Raw genomic sequence first — 22,391 nt, 5'->3', positions numbered from 1 at the left:
TAACGCGCGATCTTGTAACCATATGGTTACATTGCTTGGCCGGCCAAGCTTTTGCTTTTCCTGATTCTGGAGGGAACAGGCATGGAGGAAATACCGTGAGCCTGTCGCTGCAATGCGACGTGGGCGGAGATTTGAAGAACTGCTTCCGCAAGGAACGAATGGCCCCTCACCCCAGCCCTCTCCCGTTGTAACGGGGAGAGGGGGCGACAGAGCAAGCCAACTCGCTATCCCTATTTCGAGCTGGATATAGGCTGGAAGACTCCCTCTGCCCGCCTGCGGGGAGAGGGTTGGGGTGAGGGGTCATGCAACGCAATGCGTACACGAATAGACTTGCCTGACAATCACAGGAGCCGCCTAACGTCATGACCGATCCATTGAAAATCAGGCTTGTCGAGGCCGAAACATTCGAGCGTCCTGTCAAGCTGCGGCTTCCCTTCCGTTTCGGGGCGGCGACTTTGCGGGAGGCGCGGCAGATTTTTCTGCGGGTACGCATCGAGGATGCGCGGGGACGTTCGGCCGAGGGGATGGCGGCGGAGCTGATGGTGCCGAAATGGTTCGACAAATCGCCCGAGCTTTCCAATGCCGACAATGAAAGCCAGCTGCGCCGGTCGCTGGCGCTGGCACTCGATGCGCTGAGGAATGCCGGGTCGGGAACGGCTTTCGGACTGCATGCGACTGTCGAAGCCTCGCATCATGCCCGGGCAGCGGCTGAAAGGCTGAACGGGCTGGTTGCCTCATTTGGTCTGGCCGTTGCCAATCGGGCGATCCTCGATGCGCTCTGCAGGCTGGAGGTGCTGAGCGTTGCGCAGGCGATCAACGCCAACCGCCCCGGTATCGATGCTTCCACGGCGCGCGACCTCGCAGGCTTCGATCTCTCTGGTTTCCTTGCGACCTTGCAACCAGCGGCAAACCTTGCCGCCCGGCACACCGTGGGTCTGGTCGATGCCATCGTGCCCGGAGATATCCCGGCAAGCGAGCGGTTGAACGACGGTCTGCCGGAGAGTTTCGAAGAGGCGATCGACGCCTATGGCCTGACCTTCTTCAAGGTCAAGGTTTCGGGTGCACCCGAGGCCGATATCGACCGCCTTTGCCGCGTCGCAGGCGTCATCGATGCCAAGGTGTCCAACTACTCGGTGACGCTTGACGGAAACGAGCAATTTTCGTCCGCTGAGGCGGTCGCCGATCTGCTTTCCCGCGTGAAGGAGGAGCCGAGGCTTGCACGTTTTGCCTCTTCGATCCTGTTCGTCGAGCAGCCGATTGCCCGCGCCCATGCTTTCGAGAAGGCGGTGAAAGCGCTGGCCGCCTTCAAACCGGTGGAGATCGACGAATCCGATGCCGACATCGATGCCTTCGTCACGGCGAGGGGGCTGGGCTATACCGGCATATCCTCGAAATCCTGCAAGGGTTTCTATCGCTCGCTATTGAATCGGGCGCGCGTCGCCAAATGGAGCGCTGAGGACAGTATCTCATATTTCATGTCGGCGGAGGATCTGACGACACAAGGAGGCCTTGCGGTGCAGCAGGATCTGGCGCTCGCATCGCTCATCGGCATGACGCATATCGAACGCAACGGCCACCACTATGTCGACGGCATGGCCGGTGCGCCGGAGGTGGAGCAGGCGGCTTTCGCCGAAGCGCATTCCGATCTCTATCGCGTCAGCAATGGCCGCACGCGGCTTCGGATCGAGGCGGGGCAGCTTGCGATCGGCTCGGTCATCAATGCGATTGGCCTCGGCTCTTCGGTCGAGCCGGATTGGGCTGTAATGGAGAGGTCGCCGGCTTAGGATTTCGGTCAAGGTTATGGGCCTTTGCGAAGTAAATGAAGGCCACCGAGGCCTCATCATCGCTGTTTGCAGATTGTGGAGGAGCAGATGCAGTCATCGAAGAAACGCTACGTTCTGGTCGGCACGGGAAACCGCGGCGCGACCATGTGGGGCAAGGATCTGGTCGAGCGCTGGGGCAATGAGGTCGAGCTCGTGGCCGTCTGCGATCTCAATGCCATGCGGGCGAAGCGGGCGCTTGATTATATCGGCGCATCGGTGCCGGTTTATACCGATTTTGACGAATTGCTGCGGACGGAAAAGCCGGATCTCGTCATTGTCTGCACCCGCGATTCCACCCATGACGATCTGATCGTCAAGGCGATGGAGGCCGGCGCCGATGTCATCAGCGAGAAGCCGATGACGACGACGGTCGACAAGATCAAGCGCATTCTGAATGCCGAGGCGCGCACCGGCAGGCGGCTGGACATCTCCTTCAACTACCGATTCGCGCCGACTTCGGCGAAGATCAAGGAGCTGATCAATTCCGGCGTCATCGGCGACGTAACCTCGGTTGATTTCCACTGGTATCTCGACACCAGCCATGGTGCCGATTACTTCCGCCGCTGGCATGCTTATGCCGAGAATTCCGGCAGCCTCTTCGTTCATAAGGCGACGCATCATTTCGATCTTCTGAACTGGTATCTGGATTCCGATCCCGAAGAGGTCGCAGCCTTTGCCGATCTCAAGCATTACGGCCGCAAGGGTCCCTTCCGCGGCGAGCGCTGTCGCACCTGCCGTTACAAGGAGGAGTGCGACTATTATCTCGACATCAGCGCAACGCCGCTGCTCGAAAGTCTCTATGAAGATCCTTCGGCCGTCGACGGCTATGTGCGCGATGCCTGCGTCTTCCGCGAGGATATCGACATCTACGACACCATGGTCGCCTCCATCCGCTATCGCAACGGCGTCAACGTCTCCTATTCCCTTAATACCTACATGCCGATCGAGGGGCATCACATTGCCTTCAACGGCCACAAGGGCCGCATTGAGCTGCGCCAATATGAAAAGCAGAACTGGACGACGCCACCGGCCGACGAGATCGTCGTGATGAGGAATTTCGGCGATGTCGAGCGCATATGGGTGCCGCATTCGTCCGGCGGCCATTATGGCGGCGACGACCGGCTGCGCAACATGCTGCTGCGCTCGGGGCCGAACGATGAGCTCAAGCAGCGGGCCGGTTCGAGGGCGGGGGCAATGTCGGTCCTGTGCGGCATCGCGGCCCTGCAGAGCAGCCGTACGGGCCAGCAGGTGTCGATTGCCGATATCTGGGGCGAGGATGGCGGCTTGAATCTTTTGGAGCCGCGGCCCTAGAACCGGATGATTTCAGGCCGAATCGACCTGAAATCTGAATCCGTTTCTAAATCAAAAAGTTAGCGAGATGTTGCCGAAATCCCAAGACACTTTTCGGCGCTCCGCTAAAGCCAGGGCTCATCAATCTTCGGGAAGTTCCATCCTGAACAGCCATCGGGATCAGCTGCAGCTCGGAAGCTGCTGCGCGTAGATTCTTGTCATGCCGTTAAAGCGCTTGGCACCTGCCAATGCCGTGCCGTTGCCGCGCCACGATCCTTGCAGATAGCCCTTGGGACCTGAGTAGTAGGCGAGATAGAGATCGTAGGAATCGTTCAGCGGAATGCCGGTCTGCAGGTGCGTCTGGTAGTGATACCAGCCGACGAAATCGATGGCGTCGGCAAAGTCGGTGCGGCTAGCGCCCCAGTTGCCCGTCTCGCGCTTGTATTTGTCCCAGGTGCCGTCGAGTGCCTGCGAGTAGCCATAGGCCGTCGTCGGGCGCTTCCAGGGAATGAAGCCGAGCAAATAGCGTCTCGGCGGGCGGGCACGCGGACGGAAGCCGGATTCCGTGTAGATGGTCGCCATCAGGATCGGCACGGGCACGCCATATTTGCGTTGCGTGCGGTCGGCAGCTCGCTGCCAGTTGTTGAACCAGCCGTCGCGCTGGTCGAAGATCGCGCAGATGTTTCGGGTATGGCGGGGGGCGGTCGCACAGCCCGCCAATACGCCGAGCAGCATTACGGCCAGAATGGAAAGGACGCGAGTACGCATTACTAGAACCTCTTCATTGCTGCGTCACGCGTTCCGGCGGCGTGAGGGTCGCAGCAACAACCTTTTGGTGCGCGTCCCTTCCAAAAATCCGCAACCGAAATTTCGGAGGCCATGCGCAAAGAGATTGCTAGCGCGGAATGATTAAAAACGGGTTGTTCGCCTGTGCCGAAATGGGGCGATTTCAGGGAGTTTTCATGAGCCTGCTGCGGCGCGTCATGCCATGCGCGCCATGTCCTCGCGGCGGATTTCATAGAGCAGCGGCTTGCCTTGGATGAAGCGGATGGCTTCGTCGACCGCCATTTCGCCGAGGCGGGTCCGCTCCAGCCCGACGGCACCGGCAATATGCGGTGTCAGGAAGACATTCGGCAAATCGTAGAAGGCGGACGCCGCCTCCGGAATTTCCGGGTCGGTGACATCGATGATCGCATCGATCCGGCCGGTCTTCAGCGTCTCGATCAGGGCTGTTTCATCGACCAGCGCGCCGCGAGCCGTATTGATGAAGGTCGCTCCCTCCTTCATCAGCGAGAGGCGGTGCGCATCGATCATGTGCCGCGTCGCAGGCAGGGACGGCGCATGCAGCGAAACGATGTCGGCCGATGCCATCAAGGCATCCAGCTCGGTTTTCTCGACGCGCATCCGGGCGGCTTCCGCATCGCCGACCATGGGATCGTAGAGCAGGATGCGATAGTCGAAGGGCGCCAGAAGCCCGATTACCCTGCGGCCGATCCGCGAGGCTCCGATGATGCCGACGGTGCGGCGATAATTGCCGATGGCTTCGGCCTGCATCGTCAGCGTTCGCGCACGATTGCGGTCGGCAACGTAGAAATCGCGGAACCGAAAGACCTTCTTGCCGGCGAAGATGATGGCGGCAAGCGTAAATTCGGCAACCGGCAGGGCATTGGCCTGCGCGGCGTGACTGACCGATATGCCGCGATCGAAGAGGCTGTCCCCGAGCAGGCCTTTCACCGTGCCGGCGGCGTGGACGACCAGTTTCAGATGCGGCGCGCGAGCCAGTGCCGCAGCATCGAGCGTCGGAGCGCCCCAGCCCGTGATCAGGATTTCGGTCTCTGCCAGGAGCCTTGCCGCGCGCTCGTCGTCGAAGCTTTGCATCGGTTCGTCATCGAGCACGCGGCCGATCGCCCCAAGGCGCTGGACGAGCGCCTCCGGTAGGACGTGCTGCGTGCGCGACGGCTGCATGGCAAAGGCAATGGCCGGCCGGCCGGAGGCAAATTGCGTCATGGCAGGCGACCCGGCGCTTCGATGGCGCTGACTGTGACGCCCTTGGTCTGGACAAGGGCGCGCAGGGCATTGATATCGGGTTTGGCCGGCGGTCTGCTCCAAGCGTGATCGACGGCCGTGATATCTTTCTCCGCAAGCACGGCAGAGACGAGAATGGTCTCGCCTGCCGGGATCGTGCCGCGCAGTTGCGGCACCAGGGTTTTCGAGGCGATGAGATTGGTATTCGGCGGCGCTTTCTGCGCTATGCCTTCGCGCTTGATCGTCGAACCCAGATCGAGAATGCCGCTGAAATCCTCTTGGCCGATTGCATAGGCGGCACCGGCTTTGGATGAGAGTGTGTCGGCTTCGAAATCCCGCCGCGCTATGGCAAAACCGCCTTCGGCCGTCTGCAGCGGCCGTGGCGTGGCGATCTTGTGCAGTCGGATATGCCAGGGCGAGGCCGGCACGAGCCACGTCTCGACGGTTACATCCGGATAGGGCGACCATTTGGCATAGAGCGTATCGCCAGCGAGCTTGGCCTCCTCGTTGGTTTCGCGCACGCGGTAGTGCAGACCGTCGTCGCTGAAGGCAAGCATGCTGTCGAAGGCGCCGCCGGCAAAAATGCGCTCATCGCTTTCGACGCTGAAGCCGTAGCGGGCGGAATAGGCGAATTTCGAGTATTTTTCCGCGCCGAAGCGCATCTGCTGGTTTTCCTGGCCGGAGGAGAGCGCAACGACATCGGCCTTGCTGCGCATCAGGACCATGCCGGGATGCTTTTGCGGGGCGATAGCCGGCTCATTTTCTGGCGCCTTTTCTTCCGCTGCCCAGAATGGATGTGTCTCGGGAAGCGCCAAGGGCAAGAATGCTTTGAAGGCCCAATAGGGCGAGCCGGCGGAATTGTAGTTTTCAGACATCAGCAGATTGGGATAGGCAAAGCCGATCGGCAGGGTGCCGTCGCGATGGGCGATCGGCTTGTCGGCCCACCAGCGCAGATGCCGGAGGCACAGGCCCTTGATCTCGCCCCATGGCAGCGCCTCGACGTCGGCAAAGGCGAGCGCCGACCAGAAGCCGGCGCAGGCGAAGCGGTAGGTGAGGCTTCGGCCGAAGGGGATGGTGGCGCCATCGGGCGCGAACCAATGGCGAAAATCCCTGGCGAAGAGGATTGCGCGCTCGCGGTAGCGCTCGGCGCGGTCGTCATCGACGAGCTTGGAATAGATGAGCCCATAGAAATGCATGGCGAAGGGAATGTAGTGGTCGATGCGCCTGATATTGCCGTCGCGATACCAGCCATCGCCGATGTAGAAGCCGTCCAGTTCGCTCAGATAGGTTTCCGTCAGGCTGCGGTCGAAAGAGGCGCCGAGCCGGTCGAGCGCGATATCGACGAAGATGCGGAAGAATTTCCAGTTGTTGTCGGCGTAATCGAAGGTGCGGGCGTGCTTGAGATAGGTGACGAGATTGTCGCGCGCGCGCTGATCGAGCGGCTCCCAGATCTTTTCGGGCACGAGGGCGAGCGCGAATCCGAGAGCTGCAAGCTCGACCATGCGCTGGTCGCGGCCGTTGACCGTGCCCCAATATTCCGGATGCTTCGGGTCGACGCCATTGGCGAGACCCTCGGCGTAGCGATCCCAATGGCGGAAGTCCCCACTGCCGGCGCCGAGCGGCGCAAGGCCCCAGAGCGGGCGGGCAAAGCCTTCGAGATCGGCGGCCGTGCGGTCGAAATGCGCGCCGGTAGCATCGATGCGGACGCGGGCATTGCCTTGCGAGAAATAGGGCAGCAGCGGATCGAAGAGGTCGATCAGCGCTCGGCGCATGTCGTCGAGGTTTGCAAGTTTGTTGCCGGCGAGCGGATTGGAGCTGGCGGGGTCATAGATCATCGGTTCGGCTTTCTCGATCGTTTCCGCGGCGGGATTGGGCTCAGGGTTCGGGTGGTAGCGTGCCGCCGGCGATCGGTGGAACGCCGTGGCAGATCTGGCGGGCCGGCGCATCGCGATCGCGGAAGCGAGAGATCATCAGCCCGATCGCTTCGCGGCCAAGGGCGGCGCGGTCCACGCGCATCGTCGCAAGCCGGGGGTTGGTCATCAGGGCACAGGGGAGATCGTCGAAGCCGACGATGGCGAAATCGTCCGGCACCCGCAGGCCGGCCTCTGTGACGGCGTCGAGCACGCCGACGGCGATGAAATCGTTCATGCAGAAAGCGGCGGTGTAGCCTTCGCCTGCGGCCAGGATTGCCGCGGTCGTGTCATGCGCCTCCTGACTGGAACTGCCGCGGAAATTCATCGGCACGATGCGGCCTTGCGCACCTTCCACCGAAGCGATCGCCGCCTCGAAACCGCGGATGCGTTCGCGGATCGTCTGGCGATGAGAGCCGGTCAGATGCAGGATGTGGCGATGGCCGGCGTCGAGCAGGCGCCGGGTTGCATTATAAGCGCCGAAGAAATTCGAGGGGGAAACGCCGTCGAAACGCAGCTTCGGGTCGGTGCCGTTGACAAGCACGGTCGGCGTGCCGCTCGTCTCAAGCCATCGGCACAGCTCTTCCGAAGGATCGATACCGACCAGAAAGAGACCATCGGCGCCGGCCGTCTGCAGATATTCCTTCACCAGCTCCGGCTCCGTCCTCGCCTCGCGGACGAGGCGGATATCGAAGCGCATGCCGCGCCCGGCGGCGCCGGCGCGCAAGCCTTCCAGTATGCCCTCGTAGAAAACGCTGAGGCCGCCGGTGACGCTGTCGCTGGCAATCAGCGCCAAGGCGCCTGATGTCGTCTCGGCCGCCGTCTTCAGCGGATAGCCGAGATCGCTTGCCACCTTGAAGATGTGCTGGCGGATCGTCTCGCTGATGCCGGGCTCATTGGTAAGAACCCGCGACACCGTGGAAACGGAGACGCCGGCGGCGGTTGCAATATCGGCCTGTCGGATGCGTTTGGAGCGAATATCGTTCATGTCGCAAAATTATGCAAAATTACGCAAATTTGCAACAGAAAGATTTTTTATTGCACAGTGCAATGAAGTTGCATATCCTCACCTTGCTTCATCCGCAAAAGGCGTCGGGGAGATCGCCGCGGATGACAAACGCAAGAGAAGGAGGAATCTCATGCGCATGAATCGCCGTTCATTCATGATCGGAGCCACTGGGGCAGCGGCTGGTCTCGCCCTCACTGGCGGAGCCATGCCGGCCTTTGCCGATGCGACGCAGTTAAGGGCGATGTGGTGGGGCTCGCCCGATCGCGGCAAGCGCACGGTCGCCGTCGCCGAGCTGTTCCACAGCAAGAACCCGGATATTTCCGTCGTCGGCGAAAGCATCAGCGGTGACGGCTATTGGGCCAAGCTCGCAACGGGAATGGCGAGCCAGAACATAGCGGATGTCTTCCAGCTCGAGCCGAGCACGATTTCGGACTATTCGCAGCGCGGCGCCTGCATGCCGCTCGATCCGTTCGTGCCCTCGACCCTGAAGATCGATGCCTTCGGCAAGGATGTGCTCAAGCTGACGACGATCGACGACAAGCTCTATGGCGTCGGCCTCGGGCTGAACTCCTTCGCAATGTTCTATGACGAGGAGATCTTTCAGAAGACCGGTCTGACCCCGCCCGGTCCGACGACGACCTGGGCCGAGTATGCCGATCTGGCCGTGGAGATGACCAAGGCGGCCGGCAAGCGCGCCTATTGGGGTGGCCCCTATGGTGCGCGCTACAATTACGTGCTCGATGCCTGGATGCGCCAGCGCGGGAAAAGCCTGTTTACCAAGGAAGGCAATCTCGGTTTCGGCGTCGACGATGCCAAGGAATGGTATTCCTATTGGGAAGAACTGCGCAAACGCGGCGGCACGGTGCCGCCCGACGTGCAGACGCTCGACCAGAACGTCATCGAAAGCAATTGCCTGGCGCTCGGCAAGTCGGCGATGGGCATGGCCTATTCCAACCAGCTCGTGGGCTACCAGCTTGTGGTCAAGAGCAAGCTCGGCATCACCATGCTGCCGCGCGAAAAGAAGGACGGCCCGTCAGGGCATTACTACCGTCCGGCGCTGATCTGGAGCGTCGGCGCCACCAGCAAGAATGGCGAAGCAGCGGCAAAATTCATCAATTTCTTCGTCAACGACGTCGAAGCCGGCAAGATCCTTGGCGTCGAGCGCGGCGTGCCGATGTCGCCGGCCGTGCGTGAGGCGATCCTGCCGCAGCTCAATCCGGTGGAGCAGCTGACGGTGAAATACGTCCAGCTGCTGAAGGATCAGGTGGGCGATTATCCGCCGCCTGCGCCGATGGGCTCCCAGGAATTCGACGTGAATGTCGCGCGCCCCATTGCCGATCAGCTTGCCTTTGGCAAGATCACGGTCGCCGAAGCCGCCCAGAGGCTGGTGGATGAAGGGAATGCGAAGTTGAAGCTCAAGAAGAGCTGAGTGGGATTCGGCTTTTCGATTTGCGGGAGCGCTGATACCCCCTCTGTCCCGAAGTGACAGAGGGGGTATCGTGCCCTTCTCGAATGCTACCGCCAATCACCGCGCCGCCCAGTTGGCGCCGCGGCGGAAGATGGCTTTCATCTGCGGCACGTCGAATTCCTTGGCCTGGTGGCCGAGCGAGGAATAGAAGACGCGGCCCTGGCCGTATTTGCGCTTCCAGGCGACGGGCATGACGACGCCGTCGATCCAGTAGGCATGGTCGCCGGTGAAGGTCGTGGTCGCCAGCACCTCGTTCGAGGGATCGACATGCATGTAATATTGTTCCGACGTGTAGGGGAAATCGGTAATCCCCTCCATGATCGGATCGTCCGGGCGCGTGATATTGACCTTATAGTCGATGATGTTGCCGGGGTGGGCGACCCATTGGCCGCCGATGATGAACTGATATTCGACGCTTTCGCGGAATGAATCGCCAGCACCACCATGATAGCCGGCTATGCCGACGCCGCTTTCGATCGCGTCGGCGAGGTTCTTCACCTCTTCCTTCTCGATCTTCGACATGGTGACGATCGGCACGATCAGGCTGAGATCGTGGATCGAAGGGTCGGCGAAGGCCTCGGTGCTATTTTCAAGATAGACCTTGAAACCGTCCTCTTCCAGCATGTCGCGGATAATATGGGCACATTCCTGCGGTTCGTGGCCGCTCCAGCCGCCCCAGACGATAAGTGCTTCACGCATGATAGTCCTCCTGAACTAGCTCAATTAGCGGCCGATCTGCCCATCCACCAGGGATTCGGACAGAGGGGCGGGACGCTCCGTTTGCGTCGTGATGGTGACCGTGCGCCCGCTGTCGGAGGCGGCCTGGAAGGCTTCCATGACTTCGAGCACATGCAGCGCGAGGCTGCCATTGGCGCGGTGCGGACGGTTCGAGCGGATGGCATGCGCCATGTCGGCAACGCCGAGAGAGCGGTAATTGCCGTCGGCATAGGGCGCGGTGATCTCACGCTCGGCGAATTCGCCGCCCTTCTTGAGGAATTCCACCGGGCCGCCGAAGCGGTTGGGATCGGGCACGATCAGCGTGCCTTCGGTGCCGTAGACTTCAAGCGGCACGTGCTTGTGGCCGGCGACATCGAAGCTCATGCCGATCTGGATGACGGCACCGTTGGCAAAGGCCATGACGCCGGCGACATGCGTCGGCACATGTACCGGGATGTGCTCGCCATTGCGCGGCTCGCTGGTGATGATGCGTTCCTTGCGCGGCGTGACGGCAAAGCCGGCGACCTGGGAGACGGGGCCGAGCAGGTTGACGAGATCGGTGATGTAGTAGGGACCCATATCGAGCATCGGACCGCCGCCGACTTCATAATAGAAAGCCGGATTCGGATGCCAGCGCTCATGGCCGGGGCACATGAAGGTGGCGGTGCCGCCGACCGGGATGCCGATGGCGCCCTCGTCGATAATGGCGCGTGCCGTCTGGTGGCCGCCGCCGAGGAAGGTATCGGGTGCCGCGCCGATGCGCAGACCCTTGGCGGCAGCGGCCTCCGCAAGCGTCTTGCCTTCGGCGAAATTGATGCCGAGCGGCTTTTCCGAATAGGTGTGCTTGCCGGCATCCAGCGCCTGCAGGCCGACAGCGACATGGGCTTTCGGAATGGTCAGGTTGACGATGATCTCGATCGACGGGTCCGCCAGCAGGGCAGCGATATCAACCGCTTTCAGGCCAAATTCGGCAGCCTTTGCCTCGGCGAGCTCGCGATTGAGGTCGGCGACACCTTTGATGTCGAGAATGGGAAAGGATTTCATGGCGGTGAGATAGGCGCCGGAAATGTTTCCGCAGCCGATGATGCCGATGCCGACCGTGTTCATAAGCTTCCTCCAGATGAATTGTCTTTGCTGTCCCGCGAAATCAAAGGGCCGGTGCCGGTCCCGTCGTTCCCCAGGGCGATTCGTAGAGTTCGCGCAGCGCGACGACTGCGGCGCCTTGCGCCCAGGTCTCGTCGGTCGACTGGTCGAAAACGAGTTCGGTCACGCCTTTGATCGATGGCGGAATGGCCAGCGAATAGGCCTCACGCAGGCTGTCGAGAAAGGGCTGGCCGAGCGCCAGGCTCGACCCCACCAAAATGACGCGCGGCGGTGCAAACAGCGTGACGATATTAGCGAGCGCCATGCCGCAGGCCTCGCCGGCGCGGATGGCAGCATTGATCAGCGTGTTGTCTTCAGCATCGATCAGCGTCTTGGCATGCGCCATTCCGCGGCCAAGGCGGATGGCTTCGGCAAAGCGGCCGCTCGGCTGGTCGCCGAGAATGGCGCTTTCACCGGCAAGACTTGCCAATCGGATGATGCCCTGCGGCCCCATGCCGAGCACGAGGTCGCCGAGATTGTGGCTGAGGCCGCCGGCGCCGCGAAAGAGCTGGCCGCCATGCAGAACGCCGAGCCCCAGCGTCTGCTCCAGCGACACGAGCACCATGTCGTCCAGGTCTTTCGCCTTGCCGAACCAGTGATGGGCGAGCGTGATGGCGTGGGCATCGCTCTCGACGATGGTGGTGACGCCCAGCCGCTCCGACATGTCCTTGGCGAAATCGACACCGCTTTCGCGGAAGATGGGGCTTGTACGGATGCAGCCGGTGCGATGTTCGACGACGCCAGGCAGGCCGAGGCAGACGGAATCGATTTCGTCGAGCGCTAGATTGGCATCGACGACGCAGCGGCGGACGCCATCCTCGATGAGATCGGCAATGACGCCGATCGGCTGCCGGTCGACGCGCAGCGCCAGCGTCAGCGTGGACAGAACCTCGCCGCGAAAGTCCGTGACGACGAAGACCATGCGGTTGGCGGCGATTTTCGCGCCGACGACGCGCGCAGCATCCGGGTTGAGTTCGAGCATGACGCGGGGCCTGCCTCGAGCGGCCGCCTCGCGCAGGTCGCCTTCGGTGCGCGCCAGAATCAGCCCGTCATCCAGCAGTGACGCGGTAATCGCTGACACGGTGGTGGTCGAAAGCTGGGTGCGGTCGCTGATTTCGATACGTGCGATGGAGCCCGCCCGCCGGATCGTATCCAGCACATTGAAGCGGTTTATCGCCCGCATAAGCTCGGGATCTGCTGTCTTCATGAGAATGGCGCCGAATGACGACCCGCTCGGCTGCGGCCTGGTATTTTTAACGGAATGCGAATTAAATAACCTATGGCGGTCGCCTAATGTCAAGCCGTTTTACGGCCGATCTGGCGAAAATTTAGCGATGACGGTTGACATTTCGGCAAAGCTCCGCTGAATTATTCCGCATAAGGGAAAAAATATTGAGGCTCTTGGTTCCCTTGGGAGGAGAAAATCATGATCCATCTACGTGGGGCTCACGCCCTTCGCATCGCCGCTATTGCCGCCACGGCCGGTCTGGCCATTCTTGCTGGCGCAACCGGCGCCGCCGCCGACACCGTCGTCAAATGGCTGCATCTGGAAACCGATCCGAACTATGTCGCCGTGTGGCGCAAGATTGCCGATCAGTATGAGGCCAAGCATCCCGGCACGAAGATCGAGATGCAGTTCCTGGCCAACGAGGCCTTCAAGGCAAAGCTGCCGACGCTGCTGCAATCGAAGGACGCGCCCGATTTCTTCTTCAGCTGGGGCGGGGGCGTGCTGAAGCAGCAACAGCAGACCGGAACGCTGCTCGACTTGACCGCAGCGATGAATGCCAAGGATGGCGCCTGGCTGAAGAGTTACAATCAGGCGGCCGTCAAGGGCTTGACCTTCGACAACAAGGTCAGCGCCGTACCCTACAAGCTCGGCACGGTTTCCTTCTTCTATAACAAGGCCTTGTTCGCCAAGGCCGGCGTCGATGCGAGCGCCATCAAGACCTGGGACGATTATCTGGCCGCGGTCAAGAAGATCAAGGCTGCCGGTATCGCGCCGATCGCCGGCGGTGGCGGCGAGAAGTGGCCGATCCATTTTTACTGGAGCTATCTGGTGATGCGCGACGGCGGTCAGCAGGTCTTCAACAACGCCAAGAACGGCAAGGGCAACGGCTTCAACGATCCCTCGATCATCAAGGCCGGCGAACAGCTAGCCGAACTCGGCAAGCTCGAGCCCTTCCAGCCCGGCTATCTCGGCACCACATGGCCGCAGGCGCTCGGCGTCTTCGGCGACGGCAAGGCTGCGATGATCCTCGGCTTCGAAAATACGGTTGCCAACCAGCGCACCAATTCCGGTGACGGCAAAGGTCTGGCGAACGACAATATCGGCCGCTTCGCCTTCCCGGCCGTGACCGGCGGCGCCGGCCTTCCGACCGATACGCTCGGCGGCTTGAACGGCTGGGCCGTTACGAAGAAGGCCCCGCCCGAGGCGCTCGATTTCCTCGCCTATCTGACCAATGCCGAAAACGAGCGCACCATGGCGCAGGCCGGCATGATCATTCCGGTCGCCGTCGGCGCCGAAGATGGCGTCAAGGGTCCGCTGATGCACGAGGCCGCCGATCAGCTGGCGCATTCGACCTGGCATCAGAACTTCTTCGACCAGGATCTCGGCCCCTCCGTCGGCCGTGTCGTCAACGACGTGGCTGTCGGCATCGTCTCCGGCCAGATTTCGCCGAAGGATGGCGCGCAGCAGGTCCAGGACGCTTTCGAGCAGGACCAGCTCTAGTGCCCTCCGGCGCCGGCCGCTCCCTTGTGCCGGCGCCGGTTTTTCCCTGAACTGCAACTGTCGAGACTGCCCATGACCGATGTCAGCGCCACGACCGCCATGCCCTCCGTCGCAAGAGCGAGACCCGCAGCGAAGCGAAAATCGCCGGCTGCGCGTGGCCGCCTGCCCGTGATCCTGCTGTTTCTGCCGCCTGCGCTGCTGCTCTTTACCATTTTCGTCATCCTGCCGATGGGTGAGGCGGCCTGGTACAGCCTTTATCGCTGGAACGGCTATGGGCCGCCGACGGAGTTTGTCGGGCTGCGCAATTTCCAGGTGCTCTTCAAGAACGATGCCTTCCTGACGTCGCTCAAGAACAATGCGCTCATCATTGTCGTATCCATTGCGGTCCAGGTGCCGCTTGCCATCTGGCTGGCGACGATGCTGGCGCACCGCATTCGCGGCGTCGTGCTCTTTCGGCTTATCTTCTTTTTGCCTTACGTGCTCGCCGAAGTGGCCGCCGGCCTGATCTGGCGTTTTGTCTATGACGGCGACTATGGCCTGTTTGCCGCGATCGCGCATTTCCTTGGCACGCCGACGCCCTATGTGCTCGCCGACAAGGATCTGGCGATGTATGCCGTGCTCGGCGTCATCGTGTGGAAATATTTCGGCTTTCACATGATGCTGTTCATCGCCGGCATGCAATCTCTGGACAAGAGCGTACTGGAAGCGGCCGAGATCGACGGCGCCACAGGCTGGCAGAAGTTCCGCTACGTGACGCTGCCGCTGCTCGGCTCGACGCTGCGTCTTTCCGTCTTCTTCGCTGTCGTCGGATCGCTGCAGCTCTTCGACATGATCATGCCGCTCACCGGCGGCGGCCCGTTCAACTCGACCCAGACGATGGTGACCTTCCTCTACAATTTCGGCGTCACCCGCATGCAGGTCGGCCTCGGCAGCGCCGTCGGCGTCGTGCTGTTCGTGATCTGCGTCACCCTCGCCTTCGGCTACAAACGGATATTTATGCGCAATGACTGATCTGGCCTCATCCGTTCGACTGACCACCGGCACGAAGATCTATCTCTATGTGTCGCTGACCATCATTGCCGCGATCGTGCTGATCCCGCTTTTGACGACCGCGCTCGGCGGCTTCAAGACGCTCGGCGATCTCCGCACCAATCCGTTCGGCCTGCCGGCCGAGTGGCACTTCGAGAATTATACCGGCATTCTCTTCGGCGACCGATACTGGCGGCAGATGATGAATTCGCTGATCATCGCCGTGCTCACCGTGTTCCTGACGCTGTCGGTCTCGGCCATGGCCGCCTTCGCCTTCGCGCATGTGAAATTCTTCGGCTCGAACTTCCTGCTGAACTATTTCCTGATCGGCCTGATGTTTCCGGCGGCGACCGCCATCCTGCCGCTCTTCATCCGCATCCGCGATCTCGGCCTGCTCAATACCTACTGGGGCGTGGTGCTGCCGCAGGTGGCTTTCGGTCTCGGCATGAGCATCCTGCTCTTCCGGAACTATTTTCGAAACCTTCCGGAAGAATTGTTCCAGGCGGCGTTTGTCGATGGCTGCGGTTATATCCGGTTCTTCTGGCATATTTCGCTGCCGCTTTCGCGGCCGATCATCGCGACCGTCAGCATCATTTCCTTCGTCGGCAGCTGGAACAGCTACATCCTGCCGCTGATCATGCTGAATTCGGATTCGATCTACCCCTGGCCGCTCGGCATGATGGTCTATAGCGGCGAATTCGGCACGGAATGGGAGCTGGTGCTCGCTTTCATCACGCTGACCATCCTACCCACCGTCATCGTCTTCTTCCTGGCGCAGAAGCACATCATCGCCGGCCTCACTGCCGGCGCCGTGAAATCCTGAGTCTGGAGCGGTTCAGCTTTTCATGGAAACTCTGAACCGCTCTATCTCTTTGTTTTAGCAATTCCGGACGGAAAACCGCTACGCACTTTTCCTGGAATTGCTCTCATCGGAGCACAAACAACATGGCATCCGTCGAACTGCACAACATCCACAAGGCCTATGGGGCGCTCACCGTCATCCACGACATCTCGCTTTCGATCGAGGACGGCGAGTTCATCGCGCTCGTCGGCCCTTCCGGCTGCGGCAAGTCCACGCTGCTGCGGATGATCGCCGGGCTCGAGGAAATCACCGATGGCGACGTATCGATCGGCGGGCAGGTGGTGAATTCCATGACGCCGCGCGAACGAAACATCGCCATGGTCTTCCAGTCCTACGCACTCTACCCGCATATGACGGTCGCGGAGAACATGGGCTTCAATCTGAAGCTCTCAGGCGAGACCAAGCAGGTGATCGAGCAGCGGGTCAATGAGGCAGCCCGCATGCTCGATCTTACCAAGCTGCTCGACCGCAAGCCGGCGCAGCTTTCCGGCGGCCAGCGCCAGCGTGTCGCCATGGGCCGTGCCATCGTGCGCAATCCCGCCGTTTTCCTGTTCGACGAGCCGCTCTCCAACCTCGATGCGAAGCTGCGTGTTCAGATGCGCTCCGAAATCAAGGCTCTGCATCAGAAGGTGCAGACTACCTCTATCTACGTCACCCATGACCAGATCGAGGCGATGACGCTTGCCGACCGTATCGTCGTGCTGAACCAGGGCAAGATCGAGCAGCAGGGAACGCCGATCGAGCTTTACCGCAAGCCGGCCAATCTCTTCGTTGCCGGCTTCATCGGCTCGCCGGCCATGAATTTCCTCGATGGCGTGGTCGACGGCGTCGATGGAGCGCCGGCCGTGCGGCTGAAGGACAGCACGCCGATCCGCATCGCTCGGGAACGCAAGGTGAAGGCAGGCCAGAGCGTGAAGATCGGCCTCAGGCCCGAGCATCTGAGCCTTGCAAGCGGCGGTTCGCCGCTCACCGGGCAGACATTGCTTGTCGAGCCTACCGGGGCACAGACGCATGTCCTCTTCGACCTTTCCGGCGAACAGGTCACGGCCGTTGTCGATGGCGAAGCGCCGGTGCGCTATGGTCAGCCGCTGAATGTCTCGGTGAGTCCGGAGCAGGTTTACGTCTTCGATGCGTCGAGCGGGCTTGCTCTTTAAGCGTTTACGTCGATGGAATCGACGCGATCCGGATAGAAGGCCATGTAGTCCTTGATCCCGCTGACGGACGCATAGGGGTCTTCATAGCTCCAGATGGCGTTCACGGAGCGCTCGCCGCCGGCTGGGATGCTGTAATAGGAACATTCGCCCTTGTAGGGGCAGTAGGTTTCGTGGCTGGTCCTTTCCAGCAGGGACAGGTCGACATCCTTGCGCGGAATATAGATGACGGCAGGATAGGATGCTTCCTTGAGCGACAGCGCCTCATGCGTATCGGCAATCACCTTGCCGGCGACGGAGACGGTGACATGGGCCTGCTTTTTCTCGATCGTGATCGGATGATCCGGACCGGGGATCTTGACTGCTCTTTCCGGCATGATTGGATTTCCTGAGATAGGTTGCAGGAGATGGCTGGGCGTCCTTCATACGGAACCGAGCCAGACTGTCTTTGTTCCAAAAGATATAGGGATGCCCGTCCTGATTATCAGCCCCTACGCGCACCCCAACGCAGGCCGTCCATCAGGAGGCGCACGAGGCGGCGGGAGCGCTGATACCATTCCGGCGAACTGGGCATGGAATAGGTGCCGGAAAGCGCTTGCAGCACATCGGTACTGTCGACATCGGTACGGATCGCACCGGCGGCGACCGCCCGGTCGATCAGACTTGCGAGTGCGACCGGTACCTTGCCGTAGCTGTCGGCAAAAAGCTTGGAATTGCTGTTGAGAAGGATGCGGAGGCTGTCGGCCATGCCGCGTTTGGTCGCGATGTATCCGACGAAGCGATGCATCCATTCTTCCAGGGCTTCATCCGGTGTCCGCTCGCGCGAAAGTTCTTCTGCGGCATCGCACAGTGCTTCGACCTCGTGACGATAAACCGCTTCGACCAGATGTTCCCGGCTCGGAAAATGGCGATAGAGCGTGCCGATCCCGACATCCGCGTGGCGAGCTATGTCTTCCAGGGAGGCGGCGGTGCCGTGACTGGCGAAGGCTTGCGCTGCGACTTCGATCAGCCTGTCACGATTGCGGCGCGCATCGGCGCGGAGGCGCCGGCTTTCGTTCGGCATCTTATCCTTTTGCTCCGGCAACGGCTTGCGCGCCAATGTCTGCTCCTTGCGGATTGCGGCGTGATCACATCCGGCATTTTCATCAGATAGTGCACGGCAATATCTTCTTCACGGCGATGTATGGGGATTGTTACCGCATTCGGCATCGAGGCGCCATTGTCGCCTTCGGGAATCGGGCCGGGCAGACTTAACGTGCTACAGCGACCTTTGTACGTCATATGTGACACGCGGCGCCGTATGCAGGGATTTCCCACCGGCTTACGGTTACGGTGCGCCGAAGTGGTTCGGCCCGAAGCTTGGCCCCAGGCCCGGTTCCAAGCTGGAGTTCAAGTTCGGCGCCTGACCGAAGCTGGAGAAGGCGGTTGCCGGCTTGTCGCGGGCGGGAACGTCGAGGTAGCTCATGATGCTCTCGACGTGGTTGACCTGTGAACGCAGGCTGTCGAGCGATTTGCCGGTCAGATTGGTGCCCGCCGGCAATTGTGCCGTCAGCGGGTTTTCGTAACGGCCGTTGACGCGCAGCTCGTAATAGAGATGCGGGCCGGTGGAGTAGCCCGTCGAGCCGACATAGGCGATGATCTGGCCCTGGGTCACGCGCTGGCCGACGCGCAGGTTAGACGGCGTTGCCGAAATATGTGCATAGGTGGTCTCATAGCCGCCATCATGGCGAATGCGGACATATTTGCCGTAGCCGGTCTCCGAGGAGATCTTCTCGACCACGCCATCGCCGGCAGCCTGGATGGGGCTTCCCATCGGTGCGCGGAAATCGACGCCGTTGTGGAACTTCTTCACGCCGAGAATGGGGTGGATGCGCCAGGCAAAGCCGTCGCCGAGCGTGCCGTTCGGCACGGGACGGTGCACGAGCGACTTCGCGATCGAATGGCCGCTCTCGTCGTAGAATTCCGAGGAGCCTTCGCCTCCATTCTTGTGCAGATAGAAGCGATGCGTGTCGCCATCGGCATGGAATTCGATGAACATCAGCTCGTTGCGCCCGTCGTCCGATTTGCGGAAGAGCAGGTCGACGCTGTCGGGAGCATCGTCGCCGCCGGTCAGCGAAATGCCCTTGGCCTTGGCAAGCTTGATGAGCTGCGAGGCGAATTCCTTGGTCAGCCCGGCTTTTTCGAGCTTGGAACCGACGGTCGCCTCGTCACTATCATCGACATTCCTGAGATCGACCGCGGCGACCTCCGAAGACGAAGGCGCCTCGGTCTGGCTTTCGCTATAGAGCGTGGAAAACAGCCGGTCGTTGGCCATCGGCACGAAACCGTTGGCGTCGTCGCGGGCGACGACCCGCTCCGGGGTCTTTCCGCCGCTCAAGCGCGCCATGATGAGCTTCGGGCGGGCGTTGGGGCTTTTCTTCTCGAGCAGCAGCTCCAGGCTGTCGCCGGGGGAAACCGTATCGGTCTCGAGGGCGCGCTGCAGCTCGTCGCCCGCGTCGCTGCCAAGGCCCGCCGAAGCGAGGATATCCTGCAGGTCCTGCTTGTCTTTCGGCATGGAAACCAGCCGACGGAACTCACGACCCTGCTCGCTTGTCGCGGCCCTGGATACGCTGACGTTCAGCGGCACGCCGCGAACGGGAAAGCGGGAACGGCGCACAGCGTCATAATGGGTAGCCTGCGGATAGATGCCGTGGCGGATATCCGACAGCGAAGGCGGCGAAAACACCGCGTTGTCGGTGCGTTCCTCGCCATAGGAGGCGTTAATGGCGCCGGCGTTCTCGCGCAAGAGGGCGGTTTCGTCGGATTTGAAGACCAGCGTCGTGCGATGATAGGTGAAAATCCGGGTTTCGCCGCTCGAGGTCTTTTCCGCGACCTGCGCGAAGCGGGCTCCGTCGAAGCGCTGTTTCGCGGCCAGCCGGCTGGCCTTGCGCAGTGCGGGCTGCGGCCGTTCGAGCTGGGCCGTGCGCACCGGCACGGCCTGTTCGATCGTATGACGCGCCAACAGGGGATAGAGCACGGTGGCGAGCAGGCCGAAGGATGCTGTGCCCGCCAATCCGATGGCGATCAGATGGCGCAGATGGGCGGAGCGCGGCAGGAACGGAATATGAAAATCATGATGCGGCCGCGCCTGGATTGCAGCCTCTGCAGGAAATTGGACGCGCAATGGACTTTCGGCCATGAAGTGAGGAACCCTGCAGTTGCGGTGGGCTCAAACTAGGGCAAATCATGGCAAAATCTAGGCAAATATTACGAGTCTGTTAATTGCCGTGATCGTCCACAGGCCCAGATTCGCGTGTTCCTGGTGATTCGTCAACTGAAGATGGTGTCGTAGAGCAGCTTGAAGTTCAGCGCCAGGATAATCGCCGCCACGAGCCAGGAGAGAACGGCAACGCTCTTGGACACGACGAAACTGCCCATTTTGTCGCGATTCGTGACGAATTGGACCAGCGGAATGACCGCAAAGGGCAGCTGCATGGACAGCACGACCTGGCTGAGCACAAGCAGATTGGCAGTACCTTTTTCACCATAAATGGCGGTTACGAACACAACCGGAATAATTGCGAGGCCGCGGGTCAAAAGTCGTCTTGCCCAGTGCGGAATCCGTAGCCGGAGAAAGCCTTCCATCACAATCTGGCCGGCCAGCGTCGCCGTGACGGTCGAATTGAGGCCGGAGGCAAGCAGCGCCACGGCAAACAGCGTGGATGCGATGCCGAGGCCGAGCAGCGGCGAGAGCAGCTCGTATGCCTGATCGATCTCGGCGACATCGGCATGGCCGCTGCTGTGGAAGACAGCCGCCGCGACGATCAGGATCGCGGCATTGACGAAGAGCGCCAGCATCAGCGCAACGGTGCTGTCGACGGTTGCCCATTTGATGGCGTCGCGGCGGCCCTCTTCCGTGCGTTTGTAGGCGCGGGTCTGCACGATCGAGGAATGCAGGTAGAGGTTATGCGGCATGACCGTCGCACCGATGATGCCCATGGCGATATAGAGCATCTCGTGATTGGTGACGATCTCGGGGGAAGGGATGAAACCCTTGAGGATTGCTGCGACCGGCGGGGCAGCGGCGGCGATCTGGATGGCGAAACAGGTGGCGATGACGATCAGCAGCGCGATGACGAAAGCTTCGAGATAGCGGAAGCCCTTGCTCATCAAAAGCAGCAGCAGAAAAGCGTCGAGCGCGGTGATCAGCGCGCCTCCGATCAGCGGAATACCGAAGAGCAGCCGCAGCGCGATCGCCGTGCCGATGACTTCCGCCAGATCGCAGGCGATGATGGCAAGCTCGCAGGCGAACCACAGAGCAAGGTTCACGGGCCGCGGGTAATGATCGCGGCAGGCCTGGGCGAGATCGCGGCCGGTTGCGATGCCGAGCCTGGCCGAAAGCGCCTGCAGCAGGATCGCCATCAGGTTCGAAAGCATGATGACGGCAAGAAGCGTGTAGCCGAACTGCGCGCCGCCTGCGAGGTCCGTCGCCCAATTGCCGGGGTCCATGTAACCGACCGAGATCATGTAGCCCGGTCCGAGGAAGGCGATCAGGCGCCGGACCCAGCTCCCCGTATACGGCACTCTTACAGTGGCGTTGACTTCGGGAAGGCTTGGGCGGTCGTCTTCGTCGCGGCTCGCGAATTTCCATGCGCCATCTTGGGTCGCGGCTTCCTGAATTTGCGTCATGCGGGCTCCGGGGAGGATCGAATTTCGAAATTACTAAAGAAATATGCCAGGCAACAAATTTATGCAATAGGCTATATTTCATGGTTTTTGCATTTCGCGACTCAAAATCTCACCTTTTGCGGCCTTTGGGGGCGACAACCGGTGTTTTCAGCGGCAACACCAGCAAGGCAGCCGATTCACATTGTATGAGTGGAGGAAGTATGGGGGCGGTCGATGGGCTGCAGGTCCATCCGGGAGCTTGATCCCAGCCAAGAGGCTGTCCGCCGCGCATCGGCCGCGGCGGGAGAGGGCGTCCGGCCGGCGCTTATTCGGCGGCGTCGTGCTTGGAAATGGAATCGCGGACGACGCCATATCGGCTGCCCCAGCGATCGGTCATGTCGGCGCGGACGTCCCACAGATCCGGAAAAAACCGATGGTGCGCGCCAGCCTGCAGCAGCTCGACCGGGCGGCCTTTCAGCGATTTCGAGCCGAGCCCGATGGAGCGCTGGATCAGATAGATGTGGTTGGCACGGAATTTCTGGAACAGTTCGTCATATTCCACCAGCGCTTCGGCGACCACGTAGCTGTC

At 61.2% G+C, this 22,391-nt stretch carries 18 protein-coding genes and 1 pseudogene; 7 read left to right on the top strand and 12 right to left on the bottom strand.

Features of this window, described 5'->3' with window-relative positions:
• Positions 1-362 precede the first annotated feature (362 nt).
• On the top strand, positions 363-1,784 hold the full coding sequence (locus Q4Q11_RS07295; protein ID WP_498569081.1) for a mandelate racemase: 1,422 nt from the start codon (positions 363-365) through the stop codon (positions 1,782-1,784).
• A gap of 87 nt (positions 1,785-1,871) precedes the next feature.
• On the top strand, positions 1,872-3,134 hold the full coding sequence (locus Q4Q11_RS07290) for a Gfo/Idh/MocA family protein (RefSeq protein WP_498569080.1): 1,263 nt from the start codon (positions 1,872-1,874) through the stop codon (positions 3,132-3,134).
• 159 nt (positions 3,135-3,293) lie between these two features.
• Here Q4Q11_RS07290 and Q4Q11_RS07285 read toward each other — a convergent pair whose 3' ends face one another.
• From Q4Q11_RS07285 to Q4Q11_RS07270, 4 genes are all read right to left on the bottom strand, one after another.
• Positions 3,294-3,881, bottom strand: a complete 588-nt coding sequence (locus Q4Q11_RS07285) for a transglycosylase SLT domain-containing protein (protein ID WP_112504788.1) — start codon at positions 3,879-3,881, stop codon at positions 3,294-3,296.
• A 213-nt stretch (positions 3,882-4,094) separates the two neighbouring features.
• Positions 4,095-5,120 (bottom strand): hydroxyacid dehydrogenase, encoded by a 1,026-nt coding sequence (locus Q4Q11_RS07280; RefSeq protein WP_498569079.1) that lies wholly within the window; start codon positions 5,118-5,120, stop codon positions 4,095-4,097.
• Positions 5,117-6,973 carry a DUF2264 domain-containing protein gene (locus Q4Q11_RS07275; protein WP_498569078.1) on the bottom strand — a complete coding sequence of 619 codons (1,857 nt, stop codon included), beginning with the start codon at positions 6,971-6,973 and terminating at the stop codon, positions 5,117-5,119. The genes Q4Q11_RS07280 and Q4Q11_RS07275 overlap by 4 nt, the downstream gene beginning before the upstream one ends.
• 40 nt (positions 6,974-7,013) lie before the next feature.
• Positions 7,014-8,036: a LacI family DNA-binding transcriptional regulator gene (locus tag Q4Q11_RS07270; RefSeq protein WP_498569077.1), complete on the bottom strand. Its 1,023-nt coding sequence runs from the start codon at positions 8,034-8,036 to the stop codon at positions 7,014-7,016.
• Between the two features lie 151 nt (positions 8,037-8,187).
• On the opposite strand from Q4Q11_RS07270, the gene Q4Q11_RS07265 reads away from it, so the two are divergent.
• Positions 8,188-9,486 (top strand): ABC transporter substrate-binding protein, encoded by a 1,299-nt coding sequence (locus Q4Q11_RS07265; RefSeq protein ID WP_498569076.1) that lies wholly within the window; start codon positions 8,188-8,190, stop codon positions 9,484-9,486.
• 96 nt (positions 9,487-9,582) lie between these two features.
• On the opposite strand, the gene Q4Q11_RS07260 is transcribed toward Q4Q11_RS07265, so the two are convergent.
• The 3 genes from Q4Q11_RS07260 to Q4Q11_RS07250 are packed head-to-tail and all read right to left on the bottom strand — an operon-like array spanning position 9,583 to position 12,592.
• Positions 9,583-10,224, bottom strand: a complete 642-nt coding sequence (locus tag Q4Q11_RS07260; RefSeq protein ID WP_498569075.1) for a ThuA domain-containing protein — start codon at positions 10,222-10,224, stop codon at positions 9,583-9,585.
• Between the two features lie 24 nt (positions 10,225-10,248).
• Positions 10,249-11,349 (bottom strand): Gfo/Idh/MocA family protein, encoded by a 1,101-nt coding sequence (locus Q4Q11_RS07255; protein ID WP_498569074.1) that lies wholly within the window; start codon positions 11,347-11,349, stop codon positions 10,249-10,251.
• Between the two features lie 40 nt (positions 11,350-11,389).
• Positions 11,390-12,592, bottom strand: coding sequence for an ROK family transcriptional regulator (locus Q4Q11_RS07250; RefSeq protein WP_113214949.1), 1,203 nt, complete (start codon positions 12,590-12,592; stop codon positions 11,390-11,392).
• A 219-nt stretch (positions 12,593-12,811) separates the two neighbouring features.
• On the opposite strand from Q4Q11_RS07250, the gene Q4Q11_RS07245 reads away from it, so the two are divergent.
• From Q4Q11_RS07245 to Q4Q11_RS07230, 4 genes are all read left to right on the top strand, one after another.
• Complete coding sequence (locus Q4Q11_RS07245) at positions 12,812-14,113, top strand: ABC transporter substrate-binding protein (RefSeq protein ID WP_498569073.1); 1,302 nt, start codon at positions 12,812-12,814, stop codon at positions 14,111-14,113.
• 72 nt (positions 14,114-14,185) lie between these two features.
• The gene (locus Q4Q11_RS07240) at positions 14,186-15,124 is read left to right on the top strand and encodes a carbohydrate ABC transporter permease (RefSeq protein WP_113214947.1); all 939 of its coding nucleotides are present in this window, start codon (positions 14,186-14,188) and stop codon (positions 15,122-15,124) included.
• A complete protein-coding gene (locus Q4Q11_RS07235; RefSeq protein ID WP_015341575.1) occupies positions 15,117-15,965 on the top strand; it encodes a carbohydrate ABC transporter permease in 849 nt (282 codons plus the stop codon). Before Q4Q11_RS07240 ends, Q4Q11_RS07235 begins: the two co-directional genes overlap by 8 nt.
• 122 nt (positions 15,966-16,087) lie before the next feature.
• Positions 16,088-17,158, top strand: a complete 1,071-nt coding sequence (locus Q4Q11_RS07230) for an ABC transporter ATP-binding protein (protein ID WP_498569072.1) — start codon at positions 16,088-16,090, stop codon at positions 17,156-17,158.
• Here Q4Q11_RS07230 and Q4Q11_RS07225 read toward each other — a convergent pair.
• The 5 genes and pseudogenes from Q4Q11_RS07225 to Q4Q11_RS07205 all read right to left on the bottom strand — a co-directional run.
• Positions 17,155-17,532 carry a DUF427 domain-containing protein gene (locus Q4Q11_RS07225; RefSeq protein ID WP_498569071.1) on the bottom strand — a complete coding sequence of 126 codons (378 nt, stop codon included), beginning with the start codon at positions 17,530-17,532 and terminating at the stop codon, positions 17,155-17,157. The genes Q4Q11_RS07230 and Q4Q11_RS07225 overlap by 4 nt on opposite strands.
• 107 nt (positions 17,533-17,639) lie before the next feature.
• Positions 17,640-18,218, bottom strand: a complete 579-nt coding sequence (locus Q4Q11_RS07220) for a TetR/AcrR family transcriptional regulator (RefSeq protein ID WP_113215043.1) — start codon at positions 18,216-18,218, stop codon at positions 17,640-17,642.
• Between the two features lie 264 nt (positions 18,219-18,482).
• Positions 18,483-20,333: a M23 family metallopeptidase gene (locus tag Q4Q11_RS07215; RefSeq protein ID WP_498569070.1), complete on the bottom strand. Its 1,851-nt coding sequence runs from the start codon at positions 20,331-20,333 to the stop codon at positions 18,483-18,485.
• Between the two features lie 131 nt (positions 20,334-20,464).
• On the bottom strand, positions 20,465-21,823 hold the full coding sequence (locus tag Q4Q11_RS07210; protein ID WP_113337380.1) for an Nramp family divalent metal transporter: 1,359 nt from the start codon (positions 21,821-21,823) through the stop codon (positions 20,465-20,467).
• A 304-nt stretch (positions 21,824-22,127) separates the two neighbouring features.
• Positions 22,128-22,391, bottom strand: a pseudogene (locus tag Q4Q11_RS07205) (tryptophan 2,3-dioxygenase family protein); the annotation flags it as partial.

The sequence above is a fragment of the Rhizobium sp. UFLA01-1127 genome, from assembly GCF_059803845.1.
The sequence above is the reverse complement of the archived record's forward strand: the minus strand, read 5'-3'. Positions and strand labels throughout refer to the sequence as shown.

What these genes read in the sequence shown, in the direction of transcription:
- Q4Q11_RS07295 (WP_498569081.1), top strand. Translation starts at nt 363, where the DNA reads ATGACCGATCCATTGAAAATCAGGCTTGTCGAGGCCGAAACATTCGAG.
- Q4Q11_RS07290 (WP_498569080.1), top strand. Translation starts at nt 1,872, where the DNA reads ATGCAGTCATCGAAGAAACGCTACGTTCTGGTCGGCACGGGAAACCGC.
- Q4Q11_RS07285 (WP_112504788.1), bottom strand. Translation starts at nt 3,881, where the DNA reads ATGCGTACTCGCGTCCTTTCCATTCTGGCCGTAATGCTGCTCGGCGTA.
- Q4Q11_RS07280 (WP_498569079.1), bottom strand. Translation starts at nt 5,120, where the DNA reads ATGACGCAATTTGCCTCCGGCCGGCCGGCCATTGCCTTTGCCATGCAG.
- Q4Q11_RS07275 (WP_498569078.1), bottom strand. Translation starts at nt 6,973, where the DNA reads ATGATCTATGACCCCGCCAGCTCCAATCCGCTCGCCGGCAACAAACTT.
- Q4Q11_RS07270 (WP_498569077.1), bottom strand. Translation starts at nt 8,036, where the DNA reads ATGAACGATATTCGCTCCAAACGCATCCGACAGGCCGATATTGCAACC.
- Q4Q11_RS07265 (WP_498569076.1), top strand. Translation starts at nt 8,188, where the DNA reads ATGCGCATGAATCGCCGTTCATTCATGATCGGAGCCACTGGGGCAGCG.
- Q4Q11_RS07260 (WP_498569075.1), bottom strand. Translation starts at nt 10,224, where the DNA reads ATGCGTGAAGCACTTATCGTCTGGGGCGGCTGGAGCGGCCACGAACCG.
- Q4Q11_RS07255 (WP_498569074.1), bottom strand. Translation starts at nt 11,349, where the DNA reads ATGAACACGGTCGGCATCGGCATCATCGGCTGCGGAAACATTTCCGGC.
- Q4Q11_RS07250 (WP_113214949.1), bottom strand. Translation starts at nt 12,592, where the DNA reads ATGAAGACAGCAGATCCCGAGCTTATGCGGGCGATAAACCGCTTCAAT.
- Q4Q11_RS07245 (WP_498569073.1), top strand. Translation starts at nt 12,812, where the DNA reads ATGATCCATCTACGTGGGGCTCACGCCCTTCGCATCGCCGCTATTGCC.
- Q4Q11_RS07240 (WP_113214947.1), top strand. Translation starts at nt 14,186, where the DNA reads ATGACCGATGTCAGCGCCACGACCGCCATGCCCTCCGTCGCAAGAGCG.
- Q4Q11_RS07235 (WP_015341575.1), top strand. Translation starts at nt 15,117, where the DNA reads ATGACTGATCTGGCCTCATCCGTTCGACTGACCACCGGCACGAAGATC.
- Q4Q11_RS07230 (WP_498569072.1), top strand. Translation starts at nt 16,088, where the DNA reads ATGGCATCCGTCGAACTGCACAACATCCACAAGGCCTATGGGGCGCTC.
- Q4Q11_RS07225 (WP_498569071.1), bottom strand. Translation starts at nt 17,532, where the DNA reads ATGCCGGAAAGAGCAGTCAAGATCCCCGGTCCGGATCATCCGATCACG.
- Q4Q11_RS07220 (WP_113215043.1), bottom strand. Translation starts at nt 18,218, where the DNA reads ATGCCGAACGAAAGCCGGCGCCTCCGCGCCGATGCGCGCCGCAATCGT.
- Q4Q11_RS07215 (WP_498569070.1), bottom strand. Translation starts at nt 20,333, where the DNA reads ATGGCCGAAAGTCCATTGCGCGTCCAATTTCCTGCAGAGGCTGCAATC.
- Q4Q11_RS07210 (WP_113337380.1), bottom strand. Translation starts at nt 21,823, where the DNA reads ATGACGCAAATTCAGGAAGCCGCGACCCAAGATGGCGCATGGAAATTC.